Source organism: Thermovenabulum sp. (genome assembly GCF_049723235.1).
In the GTDB taxonomy this organism is placed as follows: domain Bacteria; phylum Bacillota; class Thermosediminibacteria; order Thermosediminibacterales; family Thermosediminibacteraceae; genus Thermovenabulum.
Map to the genome: position 1 here is coordinate 26,592 of NZ_JBNARB010000018.1, position 23,587 is coordinate 50,178.

Annotated in this window: 27 protein-coding genes and 1 riboswitch; of the genes, 20 read left to right on the top strand and 7 right to left on the bottom strand. The window is 39.5% G+C overall.

What is annotated here, in order from left to right:
* Positions 1 to 42 precede the first annotated feature (42 nt).
* The 10 genes from spoIID (at position 43) to ACPLOV_RS09185 (ending at position 7,129) form a co-directional block, all read left to right on the top strand.
* Positions 43 to 1,059 (top strand): stage II sporulation protein D, encoded by a 1,017-nt coding sequence (gene spoIID / locus ACPLOV_RS09140; RefSeq protein ID WP_424911060.1) that lies wholly within the window; start codon positions 43 to 45, stop codon positions 1,057 to 1,059.
* Positions 1,060 to 1,117: 58 nt separating this feature from the next.
* A complete protein-coding gene (locus ACPLOV_RS09145; protein WP_424911061.1) occupies positions 1,118 to 1,957 on the top strand; it encodes a peptidoglycan DD-metalloendopeptidase family protein in 840 nt (279 codons plus the stop codon).
* Positions 1,958 to 2,059: 102 nt separating this feature from the next.
* Complete coding sequence (gene spoIIID, locus ACPLOV_RS09150; protein ID WP_068748732.1) at positions 2,060 to 2,308, top strand: sporulation transcriptional regulator SpoIIID; 249 nt, start codon at positions 2,060 to 2,062, stop codon at positions 2,306 to 2,308.
* An 80-nt stretch (positions 2,309 to 2,388) separates the two neighbouring features.
* The gene (mreB, locus tag ACPLOV_RS09155) at positions 2,389 to 3,399 is read left to right on the top strand and encodes a rod shape-determining protein MreB (RefSeq protein WP_424908801.1); all 1,011 of its coding nucleotides are present in this window, start codon (positions 2,389 to 2,391) and stop codon (positions 3,397 to 3,399) included.
* Positions 3,400 to 3,406: 7 nt separating this feature from the next.
* On the top strand, positions 3,407 to 4,171 hold the full coding sequence (locus ACPLOV_RS09160; protein WP_424911062.1) for a flagellar hook-basal body protein: 765 nt from the start codon (positions 3,407 to 3,409) through the stop codon (positions 4,169 to 4,171).
* A gap of 113 nt (positions 4,172 to 4,284) precedes the next feature.
* On the top strand, positions 4,285 to 5,091 hold the full coding sequence (flgG, locus tag ACPLOV_RS09165) for a flagellar basal-body rod protein FlgG (RefSeq protein WP_424908798.1): 807 nt from the start codon (positions 4,285 to 4,287) through the stop codon (positions 5,089 to 5,091).
* A 21-nt stretch (positions 5,092 to 5,112) separates the two neighbouring features.
* A complete protein-coding gene (locus tag ACPLOV_RS09170) occupies positions 5,113 to 5,397 on the top strand; it encodes a flagellar biosynthesis protein FlgJ (RefSeq protein ID WP_424908797.1) in 285 nt (94 codons plus the stop codon).
* Between the two features lie 52 nt (positions 5,398 to 5,449).
* The gene (locus ACPLOV_RS09175) at positions 5,450 to 5,752 is read left to right on the top strand and encodes a hypothetical protein (RefSeq protein ID WP_424908796.1); all 303 of its coding nucleotides are present in this window, start codon (positions 5,450 to 5,452) and stop codon (positions 5,750 to 5,752) included.
* Between the two features lie 11 nt (positions 5,753 to 5,763).
* Positions 5,764 to 6,186 carry a 3-hydroxyacyl-ACP dehydratase FabZ gene (fabZ, locus tag ACPLOV_RS09180; RefSeq protein ID WP_424908795.1) on the top strand — a complete coding sequence of 141 codons (423 nt, stop codon included), beginning with the start codon at positions 5,764 to 5,766 and terminating at the stop codon, positions 6,184 to 6,186.
* A gap of 58 nt (positions 6,187 to 6,244) precedes the next feature.
* On the top strand, positions 6,245 to 7,129 hold the full coding sequence (locus tag ACPLOV_RS09185) for a hypothetical protein (RefSeq protein ID WP_424908794.1): 885 nt from the start codon (positions 6,245 to 6,247) through the stop codon (positions 7,127 to 7,129).
* Positions 7,130 to 7,137: 8 nt separating this feature from the next.
* Here the strand turns inward: ACPLOV_RS09185 and ACPLOV_RS09190 are convergent, their stop codons facing one another.
* The 3 genes from ACPLOV_RS09190 to ACPLOV_RS09200 all read right to left on the bottom strand — a co-directional run bounded on the left by ACPLOV_RS09190 (position 7,138) and on the right by ACPLOV_RS09200 (position 9,215).
* On the bottom strand, positions 7,138 to 7,884 hold the full coding sequence (locus ACPLOV_RS09190; protein WP_424908793.1) for an alpha-ribazole kinase: 747 nt from the start codon (positions 7,882 to 7,884) through the stop codon (positions 7,138 to 7,140).
* Entirely contained in the window at positions 7,874 to 8,365 is a 492-nt protein-coding gene (locus ACPLOV_RS09195) for an ECF transporter S component (protein WP_424908792.1), read from the bottom strand. Before ACPLOV_RS09195 ends, ACPLOV_RS09190 begins: the two co-directional genes overlap by 11 nt.
* Before the next feature lie 96 nt (positions 8,366 to 8,461).
* Positions 8,462 to 8,639: riboswitch (cobalamin riboswitch) on the bottom strand.
* Positions 8,640 to 8,744: 105 nt separating this feature from the next.
* Positions 8,745 to 9,215 carry a Spy/CpxP family protein refolding chaperone gene (locus ACPLOV_RS09200; protein WP_424908791.1) on the bottom strand — a complete coding sequence of 157 codons (471 nt, stop codon included), beginning with the start codon at positions 9,213 to 9,215 and terminating at the stop codon, positions 8,745 to 8,747.
* A 307-nt stretch (positions 9,216 to 9,522) separates the two neighbouring features.
* Between ACPLOV_RS09200 and ACPLOV_RS09205 the strand changes: the two genes are divergently transcribed.
* Entirely contained in the window at positions 9,523 to 10,812 is a 1,290-nt protein-coding gene (locus tag ACPLOV_RS09205; protein WP_424908802.1) for a cyclic 2,3-diphosphoglycerate synthase, read from the top strand.
* 198 nt (positions 10,813 to 11,010) lie between these two features.
* Positions 11,011 to 12,651, top strand: coding sequence for a M20/M25/M40 family metallo-hydrolase (locus tag ACPLOV_RS09210; protein WP_424908790.1), 1,641 nt, complete (start codon positions 11,011 to 11,013; stop codon positions 12,649 to 12,651).
* 57 nt (positions 12,652 to 12,708) lie between these two features.
* Here the strand turns inward: ACPLOV_RS09210 and ACPLOV_RS09215 are convergent, their stop codons facing one another.
* Entirely contained in the window at positions 12,709 to 13,197 is a 489-nt protein-coding gene (locus tag ACPLOV_RS09215; RefSeq protein WP_424911063.1) for an ECF transporter S component, read from the bottom strand.
* Positions 13,198 to 13,263: 66 nt separating this feature from the next.
* A complete protein-coding gene (locus ACPLOV_RS09220; protein ID WP_424908788.1) occupies positions 13,264 to 13,773 on the bottom strand; it encodes a transcription repressor NadR in 510 nt (169 codons plus the stop codon).
* 329 nt (positions 13,774 to 14,102) lie between these two features.
* On the opposite strand from ACPLOV_RS09220, the gene ACPLOV_RS09225 reads away from it, so the two are divergent.
* The 8 genes from ACPLOV_RS09225 to plsY all read left to right on the top strand — a co-directional run bounded on the left by ACPLOV_RS09225 (position 14,103) and on the right by plsY (position 21,441).
* Positions 14,103 to 16,184 (top strand): ribonucleoside triphosphate reductase, encoded by a 2,082-nt coding sequence (locus tag ACPLOV_RS09225; RefSeq protein WP_424908787.1) that lies wholly within the window; start codon positions 14,103 to 14,105, stop codon positions 16,182 to 16,184.
* Positions 16,175 to 16,873 carry an anaerobic ribonucleoside-triphosphate reductase activating protein gene (locus tag ACPLOV_RS09230; RefSeq protein WP_424908786.1) on the top strand — a complete coding sequence of 233 codons (699 nt, stop codon included), beginning with the start codon at positions 16,175 to 16,177 and terminating at the stop codon, positions 16,871 to 16,873. The genes ACPLOV_RS09225 and ACPLOV_RS09230 overlap by 10 nt, the downstream gene beginning before the upstream one ends.
* 11 nt (positions 16,874 to 16,884) lie before the next feature.
* On the top strand, positions 16,885 to 17,466 hold the full coding sequence (gene mobA / locus ACPLOV_RS09235; protein ID WP_424908785.1) for a molybdenum cofactor guanylyltransferase: 582 nt from the start codon (positions 16,885 to 16,887) through the stop codon (positions 17,464 to 17,466).
* A 12-nt stretch (positions 17,467 to 17,478) separates the two neighbouring features.
* Complete coding sequence (locus tag ACPLOV_RS09240; RefSeq protein ID WP_424911064.1) at positions 17,479 to 18,618, top strand: cation:proton antiporter; 1,140 nt, start codon at positions 17,479 to 17,481, stop codon at positions 18,616 to 18,618.
* A 22-nt stretch (positions 18,619 to 18,640) separates the two neighbouring features.
* Positions 18,641 to 19,006 (top strand): P-II family nitrogen regulator, encoded by a 366-nt coding sequence (locus ACPLOV_RS09245; protein WP_424908783.1) that lies wholly within the window; start codon positions 18,641 to 18,643, stop codon positions 19,004 to 19,006.
* 30 nt (positions 19,007 to 19,036) lie between these two features.
* The gene (locus tag ACPLOV_RS09250; protein WP_424908782.1) at positions 19,037 to 19,801 is read left to right on the top strand and encodes a tRNA (adenine-N1)-methyltransferase; all 765 of its coding nucleotides are present in this window, start codon (positions 19,037 to 19,039) and stop codon (positions 19,799 to 19,801) included.
* Positions 19,802 to 19,954: 153 nt separating this feature from the next.
* Positions 19,955 to 20,752 (top strand): formate/nitrite transporter family protein, encoded by a 798-nt coding sequence (locus tag ACPLOV_RS09255; RefSeq protein ID WP_424911065.1) that lies wholly within the window; start codon positions 19,955 to 19,957, stop codon positions 20,750 to 20,752.
* Positions 20,753 to 20,850: 98 nt separating this feature from the next.
* Complete coding sequence (gene plsY, locus ACPLOV_RS09260; RefSeq protein WP_424908780.1) at positions 20,851 to 21,441, top strand: glycerol-3-phosphate 1-O-acyltransferase PlsY; 591 nt, start codon at positions 20,851 to 20,853, stop codon at positions 21,439 to 21,441.
* Positions 21,442 to 21,509: 68 nt separating this feature from the next.
* Here plsY and ACPLOV_RS09265 read toward each other — a convergent pair whose 3' ends face one another.
* Together ACPLOV_RS09265 and ACPLOV_RS09270 are read right to left on the bottom strand one after the other, a co-directional pair.
* Positions 21,510 to 23,000, bottom strand: a complete 1,491-nt coding sequence (locus tag ACPLOV_RS09265) for a peptidoglycan-binding domain-containing protein (RefSeq protein ID WP_424908779.1) — start codon at positions 22,998 to 23,000, stop codon at positions 21,510 to 21,512.
* 269 nt (positions 23,001 to 23,269) lie between these two features.
* Positions 23,270 to 23,509, bottom strand: coding sequence for a thioredoxin family protein (locus tag ACPLOV_RS09270; RefSeq protein WP_068748709.1), 240 nt, complete (start codon positions 23,507 to 23,509; stop codon positions 23,270 to 23,272).
* Positions 23,510 to 23,587: the final 78 nt, after the last annotated feature.

Genomic DNA, 23,587 nt, shown 5'->3' on the forward strand with positions numbered 1-23,587 from the left:
TCCTTTTTAAAATAAAAATAGTATTAACAGGAGGCCTGAGCTATGAAAAAAAAGGATTTTACTTTTTTGGTACTTATTTTTTTTATGTTCGCAATTATTGTAGGTATACCGGCTTTTGCGGTGAGAAGTTGCGGGGTATCCGATGAAAGGGGTATTACCGGGCCGGAGAAAAAAGGTCAGGTTAAAAAGGAAGGGGAAATGACTATAAGGGTTTTTATAAATTCAAAAAACAGGATTGAAGAAATGCTGCTGGACGACTATGTTAAAGGAGTGGTTGCGGCAGAAATGCCGGCAAATTTCAATATAGAAGCTCTAAAAGCCCAGTCGGTGGCGGCGAGGACCTATGCGGTTAAGAGGATCATAAAATTTGGAGGAAGCGGATGTTCTTTGCACCCGGGAGCTGATATATGTGATGATCCCACTCACTGTCAGGGGTACATAACCAGAGCAGAAATGATAAAAAAATGGGGGATATTTGCCTTTTACCATTTTTATTCGAAGATAAATCAGGCTGTAAATAGTACCAAAGGTATGGTAATTCTTTATAATGGGAAGCCCATAGACCCGCTTTTCCATTCCACCAGCGGGGGGAGAACGGAAAATTCCGAAGACGTATGGGGGAATTATATCCCCTACTTGCGCAGTGTAGCAAGCCCGGGGGAAGAAGAGTCTCCAAAATTTATTTCCGTTAAATCCATACCCCTTTCGGAATTCATAGTTAAACTTAGAGAAAAATGGCCTGATGTGGTGATTGATCCGAAGAATCCGGAGAAGCAGATGGAGATTTTGGAAAGGAGTACCGGGGGCAGGGTAAAAAGAATAAGAATCGGAAATATTGTGGCAAAGGGTAGTGACCTCCGGGAGCTTTTCGAGCTAAATTCCGCCAATTTTACGTGGAAAAGGGAGAGGGATGAGATAAAATTCACTGTTTTAGGTTACGGTCACGGTGTGGGTATGAGCCAGTACGGTGCCAATTACATGGCGAAAAAGGGTGCCAACTTTGTAGATATACTGAAACATTACTACACCGGGGTGGTTGTACAAAAGTTTTACGAATAAATGTAAAAAATGTATAAAAATACAAAAAATGGCCATACTCTTAATGAGGTGATGGAGCTTGGCAATTTTTAACAAGATAAGAATCGGAAAGCTAAAAAATGTGAAAAGGTTTATCCGGTGGCCCTCATTAAGAGTAGGCATACTGCTGATTTTACTTATTACCTTATTTACTGCAAATGGAATTTTTTGGTACCTGTACTATTTCAGCAATAAGGAGGCAAAGGAAAGCAAAGTAGAAGAACCTCAAAAACAGTGGGAAATTAATCTGAATGAAAATCCGGTGGACGAATCCAGGCTTAAAGAGGAATACAGCTTAAACACCGAAGAAAAAAAAGAAGATTTAGAAAGGCAAAGCCAAACTGCACCGGATAAAAATATTGTAAACAATCAAAAAGCTTCCAGCGAAAAGAAAAAGGATGTAGAGCTCTCATCTAAAAAAGAAACCGAAGGAGAAACGGATGAGTTAAAAGTTACAGCGGATTTAAACGTGATGTCTCTTCCGGTAACCGGAAAAATTGTAACGGAATTCAGCAAGGATACACTGGTATATTCAAAAACCCTCAATCAATGGTGTGCCCATAAAGGTGTAGATATTCAAGCGGATTTGGGTACCCCTGTTAAGGCAGCTTTAGCCGGAACCGTAGTTGAAGTGAAAACAAATGATCCGGCCCTTGGAGTGGTGGTGGTAATAGACCACGGAAACGGCGTGAAAACCCTTTACGGGAATCTTATGTCCGATAAACTTGTAAAGAAGGGGATGAAGGTTAAAAAGGGCGATATCATAGGTGGAGTGGGCAACACGGCTCCATACGAATCGGAAGATCCCCCTCACCTCCATTTTGAAGTAATAAAAAATAATGAAAGCATAGATCCCCAGCAGTTCTTTAAAAATATTTAGATAAAAAGCACGGTTATATGCCGTGCTTTTTTCTTCTACATAAAAAAAGCCTTTCATATATATATTATATAAGTATTTTATGGGGTGAAGGGGGAACTTTTCATGAAAGATTATATGAGGGAAAGGGTTCTTGCCATAGCATCTTATATAATCGAGACAAAGGCTACCGTAAGACAGGCTGCCAAGGTTTTCGGAGTTAGTAAAAGCACGGTACACAAGGATATAACCGAAAGGCTTTCGGAAATCAATCCGATAAAAGCTTTGAAGGTAAAGGAAATTCTTGAATTCAACAAGGCGGAAAGGCATATAAGAGGGGGCAAAGCTACTAAAAAGAAGTATTTAAACCTGTAATTTCAGGAGGATTTTTACTAAAAATGTAGAAATTTATATAGATATATAAAAATTTTTAACAGGAGGTTACATAATCTAATATGGACATTGGTATTGATTTGGGAACCGCAACTGTACTTGTTTATGTAAGGGGCAAAGGAATAGTGCTCCAGGAACCTTCTGTAGTGGCATTGGACAAGGATTCCGGGAAACTCCTCGCCGTGGGGGAGCAGGCGAGAAAGATGATAGGCAGAACGCCGGGGAATATAGTTGCTCTTAGACCTTTAAGAGAGGGTGTAATTGCCGATTATACCACAACGGAAATGATGCTGAAGCATTTTTTGGGAAAGGTTATACAGAAAAAATTGATAAGGCCAAGGGTAATGGTGTGCGTCCCGGCGGTTATTACAGAAGTAGAAAAAAGGGCTGTCATTGAGGCTGCCACTGCAGCGGGCGCCCGGCAGACCTTTTTGATAGAAGAACCCGTAGCTGCTGCCATAGGAGCGGGAGTGGACATATCAAAACCCGTAGGCAATATGGTGGTGGATATAGGCGGAGGTACAACGGATATTGCCGTATTATCCCTCGGCGGCATAGTATGCGGATCATCTATAAGGATTGCAGGGGATAAATTCGATGAAGCCATAATCAAATACGTCAGGAAGGAATTTAATTTAGCTATTGGAGAGAGAACGGCGGAAGAAGTTAAGATGACCATAGCTACGGTATATCCCCAGGAGGGGGAAGAACAGGAACTGGAGATAAGAGGAAGAAGCCTTATTAGCGGCCTTCCTCAAACGGTAAAGATAACCTCATCGCAGACCTGCGAGGCCTTAGCAGAACCTGTAGAGAGGATTATTGAAGCTATTTTTAGCGTTTTAGAGAAGACTCCTCCCGAGTTAGCTGCCGACCTAACGGAAAGAGGTATTGTGATGACGGGTGGAGGTTCGCTGCTGAAAGGGCTCGATAAACTGATAGCAAAAAAGACAAACATTCCGGTCTATGTAGCTGAAGACCCCGTTTCCTGTGTGGCACTGGGGGCGGGCAGGGCACTGGAGTATCTGGATGCCAACAAAGGTGTAAAGATTTCCATGTTTTCTCTGAGGAGGTGATTATTAATTGATCAGGGGACTTTATATTTCTTCGTACGGCATGAAGAAGGGGATGCAAAAGGTTGACGTGATCTCTAACAACATCGCCAACATTGATACAAGGGGGTTTAAAAAGGATAAGCCCGTTTTTTCCTCTTTTCCTGAAATGGAACTTTACAGGTTTGAAAGCTCTAAAAAAGATTATACTATGCCTCCTTCCTACATCGGCACCTTACCCCTGGGTGTCAGCCTGGTAAATATTTATTTGGATCCATCCAAGGGTATGCTGGAAGAGACGAAGGACCCTTTCAATTTTTCACTGGTGGATGAGGAACCGGGATTTATAAATTTTTTTACCGTTAATACACCGGAAGGGTTAAGGTACACTCGGAATGGGACCTTTACCCTGAACAGTGAGGGCTATCTTGTAACCACGGAAGGATATAATGTAATCGGAGAAAACGGGCCCGTTAAATTGGACAAGGGGGATTTCATAGTAACAGAAAAAGGTGAAATTTTCCAGGGGGGCGAAAGAAAGGATGCTTTAAGGGTGGTTTCCTTTCGCCCGGAGGAAGTGGAAAAAGAGGGGGAGGGACTTTATACTTCCGCTTCCCAGTCCCGTCCGGGAAATGCTAAGGTTTTGCAGGGGTTTATAGAAAAATCCAATGTAAATCCTGTTTATGAAATGGTAGAATTGATAAGTGCCTTCAGGGCTTATGAAGCAAGTCAGAGGGCGGTAAAAGCCATGGACGATACCCTGGGGCTTGCGGTTAACGAAATAGCAAAGGTTTAATTGAAAAAATCCACAGGGGCTGGACTGCTTTGCAGAGGCCCCTCCTGCTGCTGAATGACCGAGGCGGCGATTTTTCTTTAAAATATTTGGTACGTTAAAGGAGGGGAAAGAATATGATGAGGGCGCTCTGGAGCGCGGGCTCGGGCATGCTTGCCCAGCAGCTCAATGTAGACACAATTGCCAACAACCTGGCCAATGTGAATACCACCGGTTTTAAAAAAAGCAGAATAGAGTTCAAGGATTTAATTTACGAGACATTAAAAAGGCCCGACGTATATGACGGAGGGATGGGGACTCCGGCAGGTCTCGAGGTGGGACACGGTGTTAGGCCCTCCGCATCTACGAAGCTTTTCACCGAAGGAAATTTGCAGCAAACGGGCAATCCCTTTGACCTTGCTATTGAGGGTGACGGTTTCTTCGTGGTTGAAAAACCGGATGGTTCCAAACTTTTTACCCGGGATGGTTCCTTCAAAATTTCTGTGGATGGTCAGGACAGGGTTCTGGTAACTTCGGAAGGGTACAGGGTACTAAGTGCTGATGAGGATTACATAACAATACCCGAAGAGCTTTCCGAAATAAGCATTTCCGCCGATGGAATAATTACCGGCAAGGATGTGGACGGAAATATTCAGGAAATCAGCCGAATTGCTTTAGCAAAATTTTTAAACCCGGCGGGGCTAATTTCCACAGGGAATAACTATTTTGAGCAGACTTCCGCTTCGGGGGAATACGTACTAAAACAGGATGCAACTGATCAGGGTTACGGTAATATTCTTCAGGGGTTTCTGGAAATGTCCAATGTGCAGGTGGTGGAAGAGATGGTAAATTTGATCATAGCCCAGAGGGCATATGAGATAAGCACCAAAGCAATTCAGGCTTCCGATGAAATGCTGGGTGAAGCCAATAATTTGAGGAGATAATCCTTCCGGAGGGAAAGGACGTTGAATATAGAATATAATGTGAATAAAGCAGTGAATCTGGATAAATACAATTGGGATGATAAGAAAAAAATTGAATTGAAAAAAGCCTGCAGGAGCTTTGAATCCTTTTTTTTAAAGCAGTTTTTAAAAGAAGCATTAAAAGATTTTCCTTCAGGACAAAACGGAGATTTTTCTTTTGAAGTAGCAAGGGACTTTTTCATCGATGCTTTTGCCGAGAAAATTTCGGAGAGCAGGGGTTTTGGCATTGCGGAAAAGCTTTACAATGACCTTTCCAGGTATATATAGTGTACCAATTTATATCTTCTCAATTTGAAGTAGTTATATTGGAGGTAATAATTTGGAAACAGTTCTACATTTTATGGTTGTATTGATTTCTGCTGTTTTTTTACTAACGAATTATATATTCATTCTGCCCAACATTTTAAGTCTTTTTGATAAAAATGTAAAAAATATTCCTGTGGGAAAATATTACCTGTCGTATGTTTTACATTACAGCTTAAAGTTGGGAATTATCGGATGGATATATTTTGCAGGAATCTGCCTTATTGTAATTTGGTTTAACCATTGGGCTACGAAATATTTAAACGAAATATTTAAACGGAAAAGAAAAAAAATAGAATTAAAAAACAAAACAAAGTAGGGAGAGCTTATATGATGGATATTATGCAAATACTGCAAACCCTTCCTCATAAATATCCCTTTTTGCTGGTGGATAAAATACTGGAAATAGAACCGGAAAAATACGCCAAGGGATTAAAGAACGTAACCTTTAACGAACCCTTCTTTCAGGGGCATTTTCCCGGGAATCCCATAATGCCCGGAGTATTGATCGTAGAGGCTTTGGCGCAGGTAGGTGCTTGTGCACTGCTGTGTTCGGAAAAATACAGGGGCAAATTGATACTATTTGCCGGGATTGACAGAATGAGGTTTAAAAGAAGGGTTTTACCGGGGGATACTTTAATACTGGAAGTAAGCATAATTAAAATAAAAGGAAATATCGGCAAGGGGAAAGCGGTAGCCTATGTGGCAGATGAAATAGCTGCGGAAGGCGAGCTTACCTTTGCAGTTTCATAAATAAAATTATAACCTTTGAGGTAAAATACTCTTAAGGTTAAAAAAAGAGGTGTCCCGTATGCAAAAAAATACCTCGAAAACCTTAAGGGTATTTTTTTACCTTTTAATTTTATTGATTGCACTTTTGCCGATAATAAGCGGCTGTTCTAAAGGGAAAAGTGAGTCAAGTACAAACCCCGAATCTGAAAAAAGCAAAAAAACGGAAAACCTGTTGAGAAAGATGGAGGAAGATATAAATTCCCTTATTGAAGAATTGGAAAAGGAATTTTTTAAAGAGGTAATTCCCGAAGAAAAAAAGAAAGAGGAAAAGACAGGACAGGCCAAGCAGGAGCAAAGTAAAGAGCAACAAAAAGAAGGCCAAAAATCGGACCAGGGGAAGTCGAAAGAAGGTTCTTCCGGCGGGCAGGAACAGAAACAGGAACCCGAATGGATAAAAAATGAAAATAAAGTAGAAGGGATTCACGGTTTATGGGACAATTTCCGGGGTGAAGCAGCCCTTCAGGGCTATGGAGAAGATGAACTAAATGTTTTCAATGAAAAATTAAATCAGTTAACGATGATGTTTACCAGGAAAGATTTATACGGAGCGATCTCTGCCTCTAATGATTTATTCGGAACTTTACTGGGATATTACAAAGATCCGAAAGAAAAGGCGGCAGGACCGGCCAAAAAAACGTTGTTTTATATAAGGTCTGCCACCTATAAAGGTCTTAAGGGCAATTATGAGGAATCTCAAAAGGACTTGCTGGAAGCGGTAAAATCCTGGGAATATTCCAAGGCCATTGTGGAGGACCCAGTATTGAACAAGAAAACCGAATTTGCCGTAAAAGACCTCATTGAAGCCCTCAAGGCAAAAGATCCAAACCTGGTAAAAATAAAGTTTACCTTAGCTCAAAATAATTTAAAAAAGGCTATTGAAATGGTGGAAAAGGGTAAAAGTTAAGTTAAGGATTACTCTATTTCACCTATGAGGTAAAGGGGCACTCGAAACTCGGATTTCAGCGTGTCCGTAGAAAAAATTATAGCACAGGTGGAAGGTCCGGCGGACTTTTTTATATCAATTGGTAATGGATTAAAAAGCTTATATTTAAGGGAATTGCAAATAGAAAAGTTTTCTAACTCTCCCAGAACCCCCTTTGAACCAACCGGAATTATTTCTTTTACGTTTTTTAATTCTTTAAGTTTTAACAGTGTTTTTAAGTCGAAAATTTCCGGGTCATTTAAATTGACCTCTTTGCCTATTTTTGGTATACCGGCAATGTATATTTTATCACCCTTTTGAACCTTTCCCAGAAGAAGGTTATCATTTTTACAAAGACCTATGCATGTAACACCCAAACCGGTTTGTACGGTTTTAATATTTTTTTCCGTGCTGATGGTAAAGGAAATATCCTGTAATCCAATCTCTTTTAGTTCGTCTTTAATTCCATTGAGAATAAGGTCCCCCGTGGGATGGGGCTCCGCGCAAATGGTGATGCTTAATGAGATAGGGTGAGCATTAATTGAGATTATCTCCATTAAAGAAACCCTGGAAGTGAATCTTCCAAGTATGTAGGGGGATACCTTTACAGCATCCATCTCTTTTTCCCCAATCCCCCCCGCGGAATCGCAGGCTATGACAAGAAGCGTGCGGTCCCGCAGTTTTATTAAAGAAACGTCTCTATAAGTTTTTATCTGGTTAAAAAGTTCAGAAGACATTTTTATCACCCGACAGCTTTTTTAATCCTCTGAACACTAAATCGGCAAGAATGATATTTATAAATGATGCAAAAAGCAGGGGTAATACCATAGCTAAAAAGAAAGGAATCCCGAATCCTTTAAGGGGGATAAAACTGGCAGGTGCGATGATTCCGTTTAGCAATATGCATACTGCATCGCCGATTAAGCTGTTTTTCTTATATACCTTTCCAAAGATATAGGCAAAAATACCCATTTCTACCCCTATCAAAAGGTGTAACGGAAAGGTGAGGGGAAAGCCAGAAAGAAGGCTGGTAAATATATGCCCCAAAAACGCACAGAAGGCTCCGCTAACGGGGCCAATTACCAGAGCTGCTAAAAAGCCGGGCATGGAATCTAAGGCTACGGTGCCCGTTGGGCTTAACATTTTAATATTTGCCCCCAGGTAGCTTAATGCAATAAATAAGGCCATGTAAATTACTTTTCTGACATTATCCGACATAAAAAGCACCTCCGTTATAATTTTAAATTACATTTTTGAACTCAAAAATAAAAAGTCCACAGTCTAATTTATTAGACCGTGGACTTTGCCATCATCCACCGGTACTGCTTTAAGGCAGGTCTCCTGGCTCGGGTTCATTTTTCCTTACGCCTTCCCGGTTTTTCCAGTGGCTTTTTGTAAGGAACATCCCCCTTACAGTGGCGGGTCCGCGCCGGAATCTCACCGGACTTCCCTATTCTCCCCACAAAGGGGCACCTTAAAGCTGTGCTATTTTAATTTTCAAAAAAATAATTTTTCAAAAAAATTATATTAAAATAAAACTCAAAAGTCAATTAAAAAAGAAAATAAAAAAAGCCCCGAAGGGCATAAAAATTAAAGGTTAATATAATGGACAAAAACCGCGACCGAAACCTTTTACTCCAAAACCTTTTCCGGCTTTTCCTCTAATTCCCCCGGGTAGGCCTTGCTGGTTTTGAAGCTTTGAAAGCTGCTGTGCAGTTAAAACTCCTTTTATTTTTTCAAATTCTTCCTGTTTTAAAGAAAGCATTTTATCCTTGAGCTCATTAATTTTTGCTATCTTATCGTCAATTAATTTCTGATCCGGGTTATTTTGCAGGTAAAGATTTCTAAGCTCAAAATTCAATTTGGCCATTTCATTTCGAAGAAATAGCATTTTGTCAAAGTATTGAGTTCTAATGTCCGTTATTTTTTTAATCTGTTCATCGGTGAGATTCAGGTCCTTCAGAGCCTGACCTTTGCCCGGTCCATATCCGGGGAATGCATATGCTAAGGAAGCAGCGCTCAGGACGAAAACCAATAGAATCCCCATTACAAGCAGTTTTTTCTTCAAGGGAATCCCTCCTTTTTTTGTTTGTCATTATTAGTATAGACCTAATTTATGATGATTTTGTGATGAAAATAAAAACAAATTATAAAAATTTTATTAAAAAAGTAAATAAAATGTTTGTCTGCATGGAAAAATGCAATTAAATTTTGCGCAATGCAAAAATATTTTGCGTTTAATTTAATTTTTTTAAAGAATAATTTAGGAAATTATGGTTTTTTAAAACGAATCAATGCTGGCATGGAATTTGCTAAAATAATTCACCAGATTAATTCAAAAGGGAGGGGTTTTATTGAAAAGACGGGTTTTAATAATGGGAGCAGCGGGGAGGGACTTTCACGTTTTCAACACCTATTTCAGGAACAATGAACAATATGAAGTGGTGGCATTTACCGCAACTCAAATACCGAATATTGAAGGAAGAAAGTACCCTTCTGATCTGGCGGGAGATTTATACAGGGATGGAATTCCCATATATCCTGAAGAACAGTTAGAAAGCCTTATTAAAGATCTTAATATCCATGAAGTGGTTTTTGCCTACAGCGATGTATCCCATGAGGAAGTTATGCATAAAGCCTCAAGGGCTTTAAGTGCAGGAGCGGATTTCAAGCTTCTCGGGCCTAAAAGCACCATGCTTAAATCTACAAAACCGGTAGTTTCCGTTTGCGCCGTGAGAACGGGAGTGGGGAAGAGTCAAACGACCAGAAAGGTTTGCAAAGTTTTAAAGGATATGGGTAAAAAAGTTGTGGCTGTAAGACATCCCATGCCCTACGGGGATTTATCCAAACAGATTTGCCAGAGATTTGCCTCCTATGAGGACCTGGATTTCCATAAATGTACCATTGAAGAAAGAGAGGAATACGAGCCCCACATCGATATGGGCATAGTGGTCTACGCTGGGGTGGATTACGAAGTGATTTTAAGAGAGGCGGAAAAAGAAGCGGATATTATCGTATGGGATGGCGGCAATAACGATTTTCCCTTTTACAGGTCGGACCTTCACATCGTACTGGTAGATCCTCACAGGCCGGGACATGAAATGAAATACCATCCCGGCGAAACCAACTTGAGGATGGCCGATGTTCTGGTGATAAATAAAATAGATACCGCTTCGCCGGAGGGAATAGACGCGGTAAGAAAGAGCATAGAAGCGGTAAATCCCAATGCAATGGTGGTGGAAGCTGCTTCGCCCATATTTGTGGAAGATCCGGAAAAGATTAAAGGCAAAAGGGTGCTGGTCATTGAAGATGGTCCCACGTTGACCCACGGGGAAATGACTTACGGAGCAGGATATGTTGCCGCCAAAAAATACGGTGCTTCCGAGATAGTAGACCCCAGAAAATACTCCGTAGGAAGTATAAAAGACACCTATGAAAAATACAAGCACCTTTCCCTAATTCTTCCCGCTATGGGCTACGGCGAGGAGCAAATGAGGGAACTGCAGGAAACGATAAATAATTGCGATTGTGATACCGTTATTATCGGAACCCCCATAGATCTTACAAGAATAATAAAAATAAATAAACCTGCTGTGAGGGTAAAATACAGATTACAGGAGATAGGAGAACCCACATTGGAACAGATTTTAAAAAGGTTTGAATAAAGTATAAGTAAAACTTTGTGCTGTTGGTATATTGCCAGCAGCTTTCCTTTTAGTTCGGGCTTGTTTTTTTAACTTTTTTCTTTTATTAATAATGAAAGTAAAGTATATTAAAAATGAGATAAAAGAATTTTTAAAAAGCAACCATTAATGAAAAGAGATTTTGGATTTGGATTATTTAAATAGAAAGGCGGTTTGAAAATGAGGGAGTATCTTATAAACCTGGTAAAAAAATTTACAGCCCAAAGCAGTATAGTGGGCACGGAGGGTGAAGTGGAAATTGCAAAAGTTATATACCAGGAGCTGAAGGGTTTTGATTACTTTAAAAGAAATCCGGAGAATTTAAGGATATATGATGTAAGAAACGATGCGCTTCAAAGAAAAAATGTAATTGCTGTGGTAAGGGGTGAAAAAGAAAAGACTAGCGATACGGTAATACTCATAGGCCACATGGATACTGTAGGCATAGAAGATTACGGCAATTTAAAGGATTATGCCCATAACCCCGATGAACTAAAAGAAAAACTACTATCAAAAAATTTGGATGAAGAAACCAAAAGGGATATATATTCGGATGATTGGCTTTTTGGAAGAGGTATTTTTGACATGAAGGCGGGGATAGCCGTAGAATTAGGGCTTATAAAATTCATCACGGAAAATATAGAAAGTTTTAAGGGGAATATAGTATTTCTGGCGGTAGCGGATGAAGAAGGCAATTCAAAAGGAGTATTATCAGCGGTGGAGGATTTATTGAGCCTGCAAAAAGAGTACGGCTTTAATTACATAGCCGTACTGGATACCGATTATATGGCTCCCAGGTTCACCGGAGATGAAAAAAAATACATTTACATAGGTACCGTAGGAAAACTTCTACCATGCTTTTATATATACGGAAGGGAAACCCATGTGGGGCAAGCTTTTGAAGGACTGGATGCAAACCTTTTGGCTTCGGAAATACTTAAAGAGGTGGATCTTTCCTTTGAATTATCCGATGTGGTGGAAAATGAAGCTTCCCTTCCACCTATCAGTTTAGCTTTGAAAGATCTGAAAAGAGAATACTCTGTCCAGACCGTAAACGAAGCTTATATTTATTTAAATTATTCTACTCATATAAGTACGCCCGATAAGGTCATAGAAAAATTAAAAGAAAAAGCTTACAAAGCTTTTAACAATGTTATTAATAAATTAAACGAAGAATACGAAAAATACTGCCGGGTGGCGGGTTTGCCCTTTAAAAAACTTCCCTTCGAAACTAAGGTATTAACTTTTGACGAAATGTACGGCGAAGTAAAAAAAGAGACGCAGGGTAGAATCGATGAAATACTAAGCAAAAAAAAGAAAGAGCTTTTAAAGCAAGCGGTTGACGAGAGAATTTACAGCCTGGAAATTGTAAGGGAAGTGCATAAAAACTGGTCCTATAAAATGCCCTCCGTGGTGTTATATTTTTCTCCACCTTATTATCCTCACATTTACGTAAAATCGGAGGATGAGAAAGGGGAAAGGTTAATAACAGCAATAAAAAAGGCGGTTGAAAAAGTAAAATTAAAATATGATTATAAGTTTGAAGTTAAAAAGTTTTACCCGTATATTTCCGATCTCAGTTATTTTGCCCTGCCGGGGGAAAGGGAAGCCATAAAAGTGCTTACAAAAAATATGCCGGGGTATGGTGAAATATACTCTCTTCCTGTAGAATCTATACAGAAACTTAATCTTCCGGTAGCAAATATTGGGGCATTCGGCAAGGATGCTCACAAATTTACGGAAAGGTTAAACATTACCTATTCCTTTGAAGTATTACCGGAAATTCTCGAGCTGGTAATAAAAAATCTATTCAATTACTAAAAAATATAAACCCCTTTAAGTAGTATCTACTTGAAGGGGATTAAATATATTATAAGTTTATCCTATTTTTGTAAAAGCCTTTGAAAGCACCGTTCTTGCAAGGGCTACGGAAATGCCGCTGTCTATAAAGTGATGGATCAGCGTCCCCACACCTACTAAGTAAAAGGCTTTATACATGCCCGTACCGAAGGGAAGCACTATTAAGGCTTCTCCCAGGGCGTGGATGGGGGCGGTTAGAATAAGAGCCTTTTCAAAGGTCATGCCTTTTTTCACCAAATAAGCGCCGGTAACTCCGAAGATAACGTGGATAAAAGCCCTTGCCGCTATTACAGGTCCCATCATAATTAAAAATCCTAAGGTGGAGCCCAAACCTACCATTGCGGCCACAAGAGGGCTGATTAAAAAAGCTATCATAACCGGGACATGGGATGCAAGGGTAGCGGAAAAGGGTGGTATATAGATCTTAAGGTAAGCACCAAAGGAAAGAGGAATAATCAACGCTAATGCCGTCAAGAGCGCACCGATTATAATATTTTTTGAAGTCATGAATCTCCCTCCTTTTTAATTTCTTATAAATATTTTACTGTATATACAGCTGTCTTGTCAATTGTTTTATTCCAGCAGTATTCCTTTTTCTTTCAGTATACTTTTTGCCTTGTTGATAGCATCTTCGTTGATGGCTTCAATGGTGTGAAGGTGAATTCCACCGGTCAGTTCCGAAAGGAGGGAGGCTTCTTTTTCTTCCAAATTCTTTAGAAAGTTTTCCACATCCTTAGAATTGGAAATCATTAATAATCCGTGCAGTTCTCCGTAAATGGGATGTTCTACTATGACGTCCACAACCTTGCATCCGCATTCTACAAAAGTCATCAATTCATCCCTTAATTCTTCTCTGCTGTGGCGGCATGCCACTTTTTTTATTACTAATTGCCTTTGAGATTCAATCATATATCCCGAAGAGGTGGACAGTATATCCTTTCCTGAAGCCCGCAGGATAGCAATATCCTGGACTATTACTTGCCTTGTAACGTTAAAAAGCTTTGCCAGCTCATTTCCCGGAATCGGTTTTTTTGACTTTTCAAGGACTTCAACTATTTTTTCTCTTCTTTCTTCGGCGTTCATTTAATCCCTCCAAAAATAAAAGAAATTATTTTTTTCATTATACCAGAAAGTCTACTAAAATACTATGGATTTATTGCAAAAAAACTCCTTTTAAATTCATTAATATTAATTTATATACGGATTTTATATAAATTTTTCGTTAATTTTTAACATTTATTGAGTTTTTTCATCATTGTTTAAAGGCTTAAAATATGATTGCCACAAGACTGCCTTAATTTTAAATGCTCAAAAAATTGCTTTGACTGTGAATCGCATATTTAATAAAATAAACAAAGAGGCTAATGGGCGTAAAATGTAATATATTTGTTTTTAAAATTGGGGGTATTGAAATGTTAAGAAAAATAATAAAGAGAGACGGCTCTTTACAGGATTTTGATAGAACAAAAATAGAAAATGCCATATTTAAAGCTGCAAGGGCCGTGGGAGGAAGCGACAGGAATCTGGCTGCCAGATTGACCGATGAAGTGATAAAAATTCTGGAAGATAGGTTTAAACAAAACATTCCTACGGTAGAAAACATTCAGGATGTGGTAGAAAAGGTTTTGATTGAAAACGGACATGCTAAAACTGCCAAGGCTTATATCCTGTATAGAAAACAGCACCAGGATATCAGGGAGTTTAAAAAACTGTTTTTGGACATAGAGGAAACCGTAGACCAGTACATAGGAAGGGCTGACTGGAGGATCAACGAAAACAGCAATATGGGTTATTCCCTCCAGGGCCTTAATAACCACATTTCCAGTGCCGTTATATCAAAATACTGGCTTAACAAAATTTACCCGGAAGAAGTAAGAAATGCCCATATTAATGGGGATTTTCATATACATGATTTAGGCCTTTTATCGGTTTACTGCTGCGGCTGGGATTTAAAGGACCTTCTCCTTTCCGGCTTTACCGGAGTAAAAGGAAAGGTTGCCAGTAAACCTCCCAAACACTTTCGATCAGCCCTGGGACAGGTGGTTAACTTTTTTTACACCCTGCAGGGAGAAGCAGCGGGGGCACAGGCATTAAGCAATTTTGATACTTACCTGGCACCTTTTATATACTACGATGGACTTACCTATAAAGAAGTAAAACAGGCGATACAGGAATTCATTTTTAATTTAAATGTTCCCACCCGGGTGGGATTTCAGACACCCTTTGTGAATATTACCCTGGACCTTGTTCCGCCTGAAATAATTGCCCGGGAACCTGCCATAGTTGGTGGGCAGCCGATGGATAAAACCTACGGGGAATTTCAAAAAGAAATGGACATGTTAAACCTGGCTTTTGCGGAAGTGATGATGGAAGGTGACGCAAATGGAAGGATCTTTACCTTCCCCATTCCCACTTATAATATTACCAGGGAATTTGACTGGGATAACCCGGTAGTGGATAAAATAATGGAGATGACTGCCAAATACGGACTTCCCTATTTTTCAAATTTCATAAACAGCGATATGAAGCCCGAAGACGTCAGGTCCATGTGCTGCAGGTTAAGGCTGGACAACCGGGAGCTCAGAAAAAGGGGAGGGGGATTATTTGGGGCAAACCCCCTGACGGGGTCCATCGGAGTCGTAACTATAAACATGCCCAGGATAGGATTTATTTCCAGGAATGAAGGCGAGTTTTTTGGAAGGCTTGCTCATTTGATGGATATCGCAAAAACAAGCCTTGAAGTAAAAAGAAAAGTACTTGAAAGGATGACCGAAGAAGGGCTTTATCCCTATGCAAAGTTCTATCTGAGGGATGTGTACGAAAGGTTTGGCTCTTACTGGCAGAACCATTTCAATACCATCGGCCTTGTGGGTATGAACGAGGCATTGTTGAACTTCATGGGGTGCGGTATAGCCGAGCCGGAAGGCAGGGAATTCGCCCTGAAGGTTCTGGATTTTATGAGGGAAAGGCTCACAGAGTATCAGGAAGAAACGGGAATACTTTACAACCTTGAAGCTACACCGGCGGAAGGTGCATCCTATAGGCTCGCCAAAAAGGATAGAGAGATGTTCGGGGAAAGCATTATAACCTGTGGGGATAGAGAGCCTTATTATACCAATTCCACCCAGCTTCCCGTGAATTACACCGATGATGTATTTGAGGCTTTGGACCACCAGGAGGAGCTTCAGATAAAGTATACGGGTGGAACGGTTTTTCATATGTTTTTAGGTGAAAAAATTGATAAAGATTCCTGCAAAGCTTTGGTGAGAAAAATTGCAGAAAATTACAGGATTCCCTATTATACTTTAACCCCTACTTTTTCCGTTTGCGAAGACCACGGTTACATAACGGGAGAGCATTTTAGCTGTCCTTACTGTGCCAAGGAATGTGAAGTTTACAGCCGTGTTGTGGGTTATTACAGGCCCGTGCAGTGCTGGAATAGCGGCAAACAGGCTGAATTTGCTGACAGGAAGGAATACAGGATATGGCAGTAGTTTACGATTTTATGCCCGTAACCCTTGCGGATTATCCGGGATTGGTGGCGTCGACGGTTTTTGTGGCGGGGTGCAATTTTCATTGCCCCTACTGCCACAATTCTTTTTTAATCGATTTTTTACCATCTGACAGGGCCAAGGAAGATGAGTTTTTTTCATATCTTGAAAAAAGGAAAAAAATGATTGATGGAGTTGTGGTTACGGGAGGAGAGCCCACGCTGAATCCAGGGCTCAAGGAATTCATATTAAAAATAAAGGTAATGGGATATAAGGTAAAGCTGGACACCAACGGCTCGAAACCAGAAGTTTTAGAAGACCTTATAAAAGATGATTTGTTGGACTACATTGCAATGGACATAAAAGCGCCGGAAAATAAATACTGGATTTTTACTTCAAATGCCAGGGAAGTAATGAGAGATATTAAAAGGAGTATCGAGATTACAAAAAAAAGCGGTGTTATTTATGAATTCAGGACTACGGTTCATCCAGGGTTATTGAATATTGAGGATTTTAAAAATATGATGGATTTATTAAAGGGTGCAGAACGCTATGTCCTTCAAGCCTACAGGTTTTCCGAACAGGTGCTGGATGCGGAATTTTGCGGGAAAGAACCGGTTAAAAAGGAATATCTAATGGAAATAAAAGAGCTGCTGGCAGAACATATAAAAATTATTGAAATAAGGATTTGAAAGGGATTTTTATGAAATTTTCCTGCGTGATATTAAATGGAGGAAATTCAAGAAGATTAGGAGTGGAAAATAAAGGACTTTTAAAGATTAAAGAAAAAACTTTAATAGAAATAGTATATGAAGTGGTGAAGCCTTTATTTGAAGAGGTATTGATAATCACCAATTCTCCCGGGGGAATAAAATCCCTCGGGCTTAAGGCAAAAATATTCCAGGATGAAATTACAGGGTTTGGCCCTTTAGGGGGTATATACACCGGGTTAAAAAAAATTTCAACGGAAAAAGCATTTTTTGTTGCTTGCGATATGCCCTTAATTGATGAAAGATTGATCCGCAATATGTCCCGGGAAGCTTTATATCACGATGCGGTATGCCCAGCTTATGAGGAGTTTATAGAGCCCCTGCATGCTTTTTACGGGATAAGGTGTATAGAGGCAATAGAGAGTATCCTGGCAATGAAGAAAAGCATGAAGGTCAGGGAAATTTATAATTACGTAAATACCTTATTTTATAAAGTTTCAGAGAAGGATTTTAAGACATTTTTTAATATCAATTCCTGGGAGGATTTTAAAAAAGCTGAAAGCATGATGGTGTAAGGGGGAATAATTTTGGAACTTTTAGAGCTTGCCGTAATACTTGCAGCAGCAAGAATAGGTGGGTATTTAGCTTCAAGATTTAATCAGTCCAATGTATTGGGGCAGATAATAGCTGGAATTATTATCGGTCCCTCGATTTTAAATATTGTACATTCCTCGGACGGACTGGAATTTCTTGCTCAGATCGGTGTTCTGCTTTTAATGTTTCTTGCAGGACTGGAAACCGATACTGAGGAGCTTCTTTCTTCCGGTATTTCATCCACCACCATAGCGGTGGGAGGGGTAGTATTGCCCTTCCTGTTGGGCACATATGTTGCCCTTTTTATGAAAGCGAGTTTAAAAGAAGCCCTGTTTCTCGGTACAATTCTTACCGCTACTTCGGTAAGCATTACCGTTCAAACCCTCAGGGAAATGAATAAATTGAATTCCCGGGAAGGAATTACAATTATGGCTGCAGCGGTAATTGATGACGTTCTGGGTATTTTAATATTAACTGGGGTTACAAGCTTTATAACGGGGAAGGGTAATCTGGTAGAAGTTATTGTCAAGATATTAATTTTTGCTCTTGCAGTGGTAATAACGGGTTTTTTAATATTAAAATTTCAAAGGAACTTTTATAATTTAATGAGCGGAACAAGGAGCGCTACGGCTGCTCTTGTCTTTTGCTTTTTATTATCTTTTTTTGCCGAGGAAGTGGAAATAGCTGCAATTACAGGCGCGTATTTAGCAGGAGTTTTACTTTCCAATACCCTTTACAAAGAAAAAATTATAAAGCAGATAGAATCTCCGGCCTTTTTGTTTTTTACCCCGGTTTTTTTCACCAATATCGGCTTGAAAGCTGATATAAAAACAATGGTGTCCGGTATAGCCTTCAGCTTGGCTATTATTCTGGTAGCGGTTCTTGGCAAAATAATTGGGTGCGGTTTGATTTCAAAGCTATTTAAATTTAACTGGAGAGAATCCTTAGCGGTTGGTATGGGTATGGTTCCCCGCGGGGAAGTAGCTTTAATTATAGTGGATTTGGGTTTGAAAAAAGGTATAGTATCCCACAGGGTATTTGCCACATCGGTCCTGATGGTACTTTTTACTACCATAATTCCTCCGCTGTTTTTGAAAAGCATTTTTAAAGAGGAAGCAGGGGCTCTCAAATGAATTTTTTACGGGGGTGTAAGGAATGTATCTTTTTGTGATAATATTAAATAAGCCGGAAAAATTAATGAAGGTTTTGGATGTGATGAAAAAAAACGGTTCAAAAGGGGCAACGGTAATAGATTCAATTGGTGCAGGGGAAATCATGAAAAAGCATGAAGAAGATCTACCCATGATAGCCAGCATAAAGCGGTTAAAGGAGGAGGGTTTTTACACCAATAAGACCATTTTATCTGTGGTAGAAGATATAAAAACCCTTCAAAAAATTGCTCAGGCTATAGAGGATGAGGTGGGGAACTTCTCGGATAAGACCATGGGAATTATGTTTTCCATGCCCTTGAATATGGTGAGAGGCGGGAAAATTGGAAGGTTTGATAGGGTATTTGAATAACGGTCAAAAATTTAAAAGGAGGCAGAGGAATTGACGGAAGGTTTGAGCAACCTCAGGCTAATAGTTGATGATAATGGATTTAAAAAGGTCGCGGATATTTCTAAGGATAAAAAAATTGGTATGCCAAACGGTCATTTAGACCCGGAATTTTTAAGGAATTTGACTCCCGGCAGCTCCTTTGAATTTAATGGCAGAAAATTCTACGTCTTTGAATGCGGTATTTTTGATTATGTGATGTATAAACTCAAGAGGCAAACCCAGATTGTTTACCCAAAGGAAGGATATTATATAATGATGAAATTGGATATCGGTCCGGGGAAAAAGGTTGGAGAAGCGGGTACCGGATCGGGTGCATTTACGGTATGCCTATCGAAAGCGGTAGGTCCTGAGGGAAAGGTGTACACCTACGAACAGAGGGAAGAATTCTATAATCTGGCCATGAGGAATTATAATGAAGGAAAAGTTTTCGACAATGTGGTTTTTTACAACAGGTCCATTAATGAAGGAATAGAAGAAAGGGATCTGGATGCCTTTTTCTTAGATGTGAGAGAGCCATGGGAGGTATTAGAAAAGGTAAGGGAAGCTTTAAAACCCTCCGGGAACCTGGGTATTATAGTACCTACCGTAAATCAGGTGAGTGAAACCATGAAAAGTTTAATTAACAATAATTTTTACATTGATGAAGCGGTGGAAATAATGACCCGCAGGTTCAAAATAAATCCGGAGAGGCTTCGCCCTGAAGATATGATGATAGGGCACACGGGTTACCTTATTTTTGCAAAAAAAATGATTTAAAAATATACCTTGCCGAGAACGGCAGGGTTTTTTCTTTTATATTTGAACAGGATATTTAATATTACACGATATTTAATACACATTGATATATTTTTAACAATAAGATATAATTAAAATAGAAAATGTTAATATTTTCACAAAAGGAGGTATTCCATGGAAAAAAATTTTTTAACACCTGAAGAAACGGCAAAGGTTTTGATAGAAGTCAGCAGGAAAAAAAGCAAAATGTCAGTTGTGAATATGATTTTATTAGGGATTTTTGCCGGAATTTACATAGGCCTCGGAGCTCAGGGGAGCATTACGGTGATGCAGACGCTAAGAAATATTGATACGGGACTCATGAGATTTATGGGGGCGGTAGTTTTCCCGGTGGGACTCATGATGGTGGTTTTATGCGGAGCTGAGCTTTTTACCGGAAATAACCTTATGGTAATAGGCCTTTTGGATAAAAAAATTAGTTTTAAAGATTTATTAAGAAACTGGTTTGCGGTGTATTTTGCAAATTTCATTGGCTCGGTGTTATTAGCAATAATAATGGTAAAGAGCGGAATATTAAATTCAAAAATGATAGAGACTGCGATCGGAATTGCTTCCGGTAAGATGTCCCTGAGCTACTCCCAGGCAATTTTAAGAGGAACGCTTTGTAATTTCCTGGTAGTTGTTGCTGTATGGATGTCAACGGCTGCAAGAGATGTGGTTTCAAAAATATTTTCCTGCTTATTTCCTATAATGCTATTTGTACTATCCGGATATGAACACAGTATAGCAAATATGTATTTTATTCCCCTTGCTAAATTTTTGGGCTTTTCCGTTAGCTGGTGGGAAATTTTTTTAAAAAATCTTTTACCCGTTACGCTCGGTAATTTAATCGGTGGCGCCATAATGGTTCCGTTTGTATATTATTATTGTTATATCAATGAAAACCGAAAAAACGATTTTAAAACCGCTTAAAAGGCGGTTTTTTTTATTTTTATATTGCTTTAGTTTATATAGTTTTATTTTCAAAATTTTATTCAAATGATAAAATAAAAGAAAAAAGGGGTGTTTTGATGCTAAAATACATCGTATTTGCTCTTCTAAGTTATTTATTTGGTTCCATTTCCTTTGCGTATATCATATGTAAAAAGTATTACGGTATTGATATAAGAAAATACGGAAGCGGTAACCCCGGAACCACCAATGTTTTAAGGACAGTAGGGACAAGGGCGGCAGCTTTAGTTTATATTGCGGATTTTTTAAAGGGTTTCCTTGCGGTAATGATAGGCAGGTTATTTGGAGGGCCGATTTTTGGGGTTTTTTGCGGGCTTTTTGCAATTATAGGGCATGATTTTTCTTTATTCTTAGGTTTTAACGGGGGTAAGGGTATTGCTACCAGTATGGGGGTAGGGTTTGCCGTATCGCCCCTTGCGGCTCTTTTGTCCACATTGGCAGGAGTAGCGGTAATATTTTTAACCCGTTATGTATCCCTGGGGTCTATAACCGGCATAACCCTTTTTCCAATTTTTCTTGGCATTTTGGGATATAAAAATTTATACATTTTTTACGCCCTTATAATGGCAATAATTGCTGTATACCGGCACAAAAGCAACATTAAAAGGCTTCTGGAAGGAAAGGAAAATAAGCTGGGACAAAAAAATTAATAATATGTTTCAGTTATAGATAAAAGAGGAAGCAGGTAAAAACCTGCTTCCTCTTTTATACTAATAAATTATTTTGCTGCTTTAGCGGCTTCAACGATAGCGGCGATGTAGCCGTAAGTGTCTTCAAGGGTAGCGCCGGTTATCGCATCCACATGTTCTTTTACTTCTTCCTTTGTACTTGCTGATAATTGAGAAGAAAGTTCTACTATTGTTTTACCTTTTACGTAATCTACAATGCTGGTGAAGTTTTCAACGACTGTTCTGGTAGCTCCACCTCTTGTCTTCATGTTATTGCTGTAGTAATCGGCGTTGGTGAGCTTGGAGCCGAGGACATAACCCTGCGGATAGTTCTTGCCGAAATCTCCGTCGGAGTTGGGAACGCCTTTTGCTGAGGCAGCGGGCATGAACTGATAATCGTCAAAGATAGCAGCAACGATCTTGTCACCGAGTACTACTGCAGAAGCCATTGTGAAGCATTTTGTACCGTGGGCTGCATAGTCCACCTTACCAATCTTGAGGTTGGGGAGGTCTTTTACGTTAACTTTTATTGCTTTATCGTCGCTGGCAGCTTTTGCAACCTTTGCGGCTTCAACGATAGCAGTGATATAGCCGTGAGTATCTTCTAAGGTTGCGCCGGTTACCGCATCAACAGCTTCTTTCATTTCTTCTTTTGTTTTTGCAGCAAGCTGGGCTTCCAGTTCTGCTATAGTCTTGCCTTTTACGTAATTGATTATTCCTGAGAAGTTTTCAACAACAGTTCTGGTGGCTCCGCCTCTTGTTTTCATGTTATTGGTGTAGTAATCGGCATTGGTGAGCTTGGAGCCGAGGACATAACCCTGCGGATAGTTCTTGCCGAAGTCTCCGTCGGAGTTGGGAACGCCTTTTGCTGAGGCAGCGGGCATGAACTGATAATCATCTATGTAGGCTGCAACAATCTTATCCCCTGCTACTGCTGCGATAGCTACTGTGAAGCATTTTGTGCCGTGAGCTGCATAATCAACTTTTCCGATTTTAACTGCAATGGTTTCTTCTTTAACTACCGGCTTTTCAGCAGGCTTTTGCTCTGCAGGTTTTGCAGCAACTACAGGTCCTGCAGCAGGTACGAGTTTTGCAAGGGTCTTAGGACCTACTATTCCATCAACCTTTAGATTATTTTTCTTCTGAAAATCCTGTACCGCTGCAAGGGTTTTTGGACCGAAGATGCCGTCTACCTTCAATTTGTAGCCCAGTTTATTCAGCATTGTCTGAAGGAGTTTTACATCTTCGCCGTAGGAATGTAATGCAAGAAGACGTTTAATTTCTTTTACTGTGACTGCTGTAGTAGTAGCTGCTGGAGTAGTTGTAACCTTAGTTTCAGCAGGCTTTTCAGTAGTGGTCTGAGGTTGTGTTTTGGGTTGGGCCGGCTGAGCCGGGGTCTGGTTTTGCTCGGTGGTATTTCCCGAACCGGTAGCTGCGGATACTGCATCTACCTTAAAGAATTTTACGCCCTGTACCGGTGCTGCAACCGAGAAGATTAAAGCGATGATTAGTGAAAATACTAAGAATTTAGCCCTGTACATACAATACCCCCTTTATATTATTTTATTTGTATGCAAACCCCTGCCGGGGTTGCATCCTTAGAGTATGTTCAAGAAATCACTTACATTAATATATTATAATATATAATAATTCAAATTACAATAAATTTCATAAAATATGTTGTATTTAAAGATAATACATATTAGAAATTCCTGGTGAAAGGGTTAATTACTGGGATGAAATACTTGAGCGTAAAAAATAAAAAAGGTGCTATATCGCACCCTGATAAATAACATAATTTTACTAATTTTTATTTTAAATATTCCTGAATAAATTTTTTTACTTCCTCTTTTGTAGCTACCTTACCCGATACCTTTACTTCTTCGTTAATTACGAGGGCAGGTGTAACCATTACATACTCGGTAATTTTATTGATATCCTGAACCTTTTCTATTTGTGCTTCAATACCAAGCTCCTGCAAAGCTGCCCTTGTGTTTTCCTCTAATGCCTTGCATTTTGCACATCCCATGCCGAGGATTTTGATATTCATTATTTTTTCCTCCCTTTTTATTATTGTAGATTTTCGGAAACTCAGTTTCCTTTATTATCAAACCCTCTTAAGAGGGCT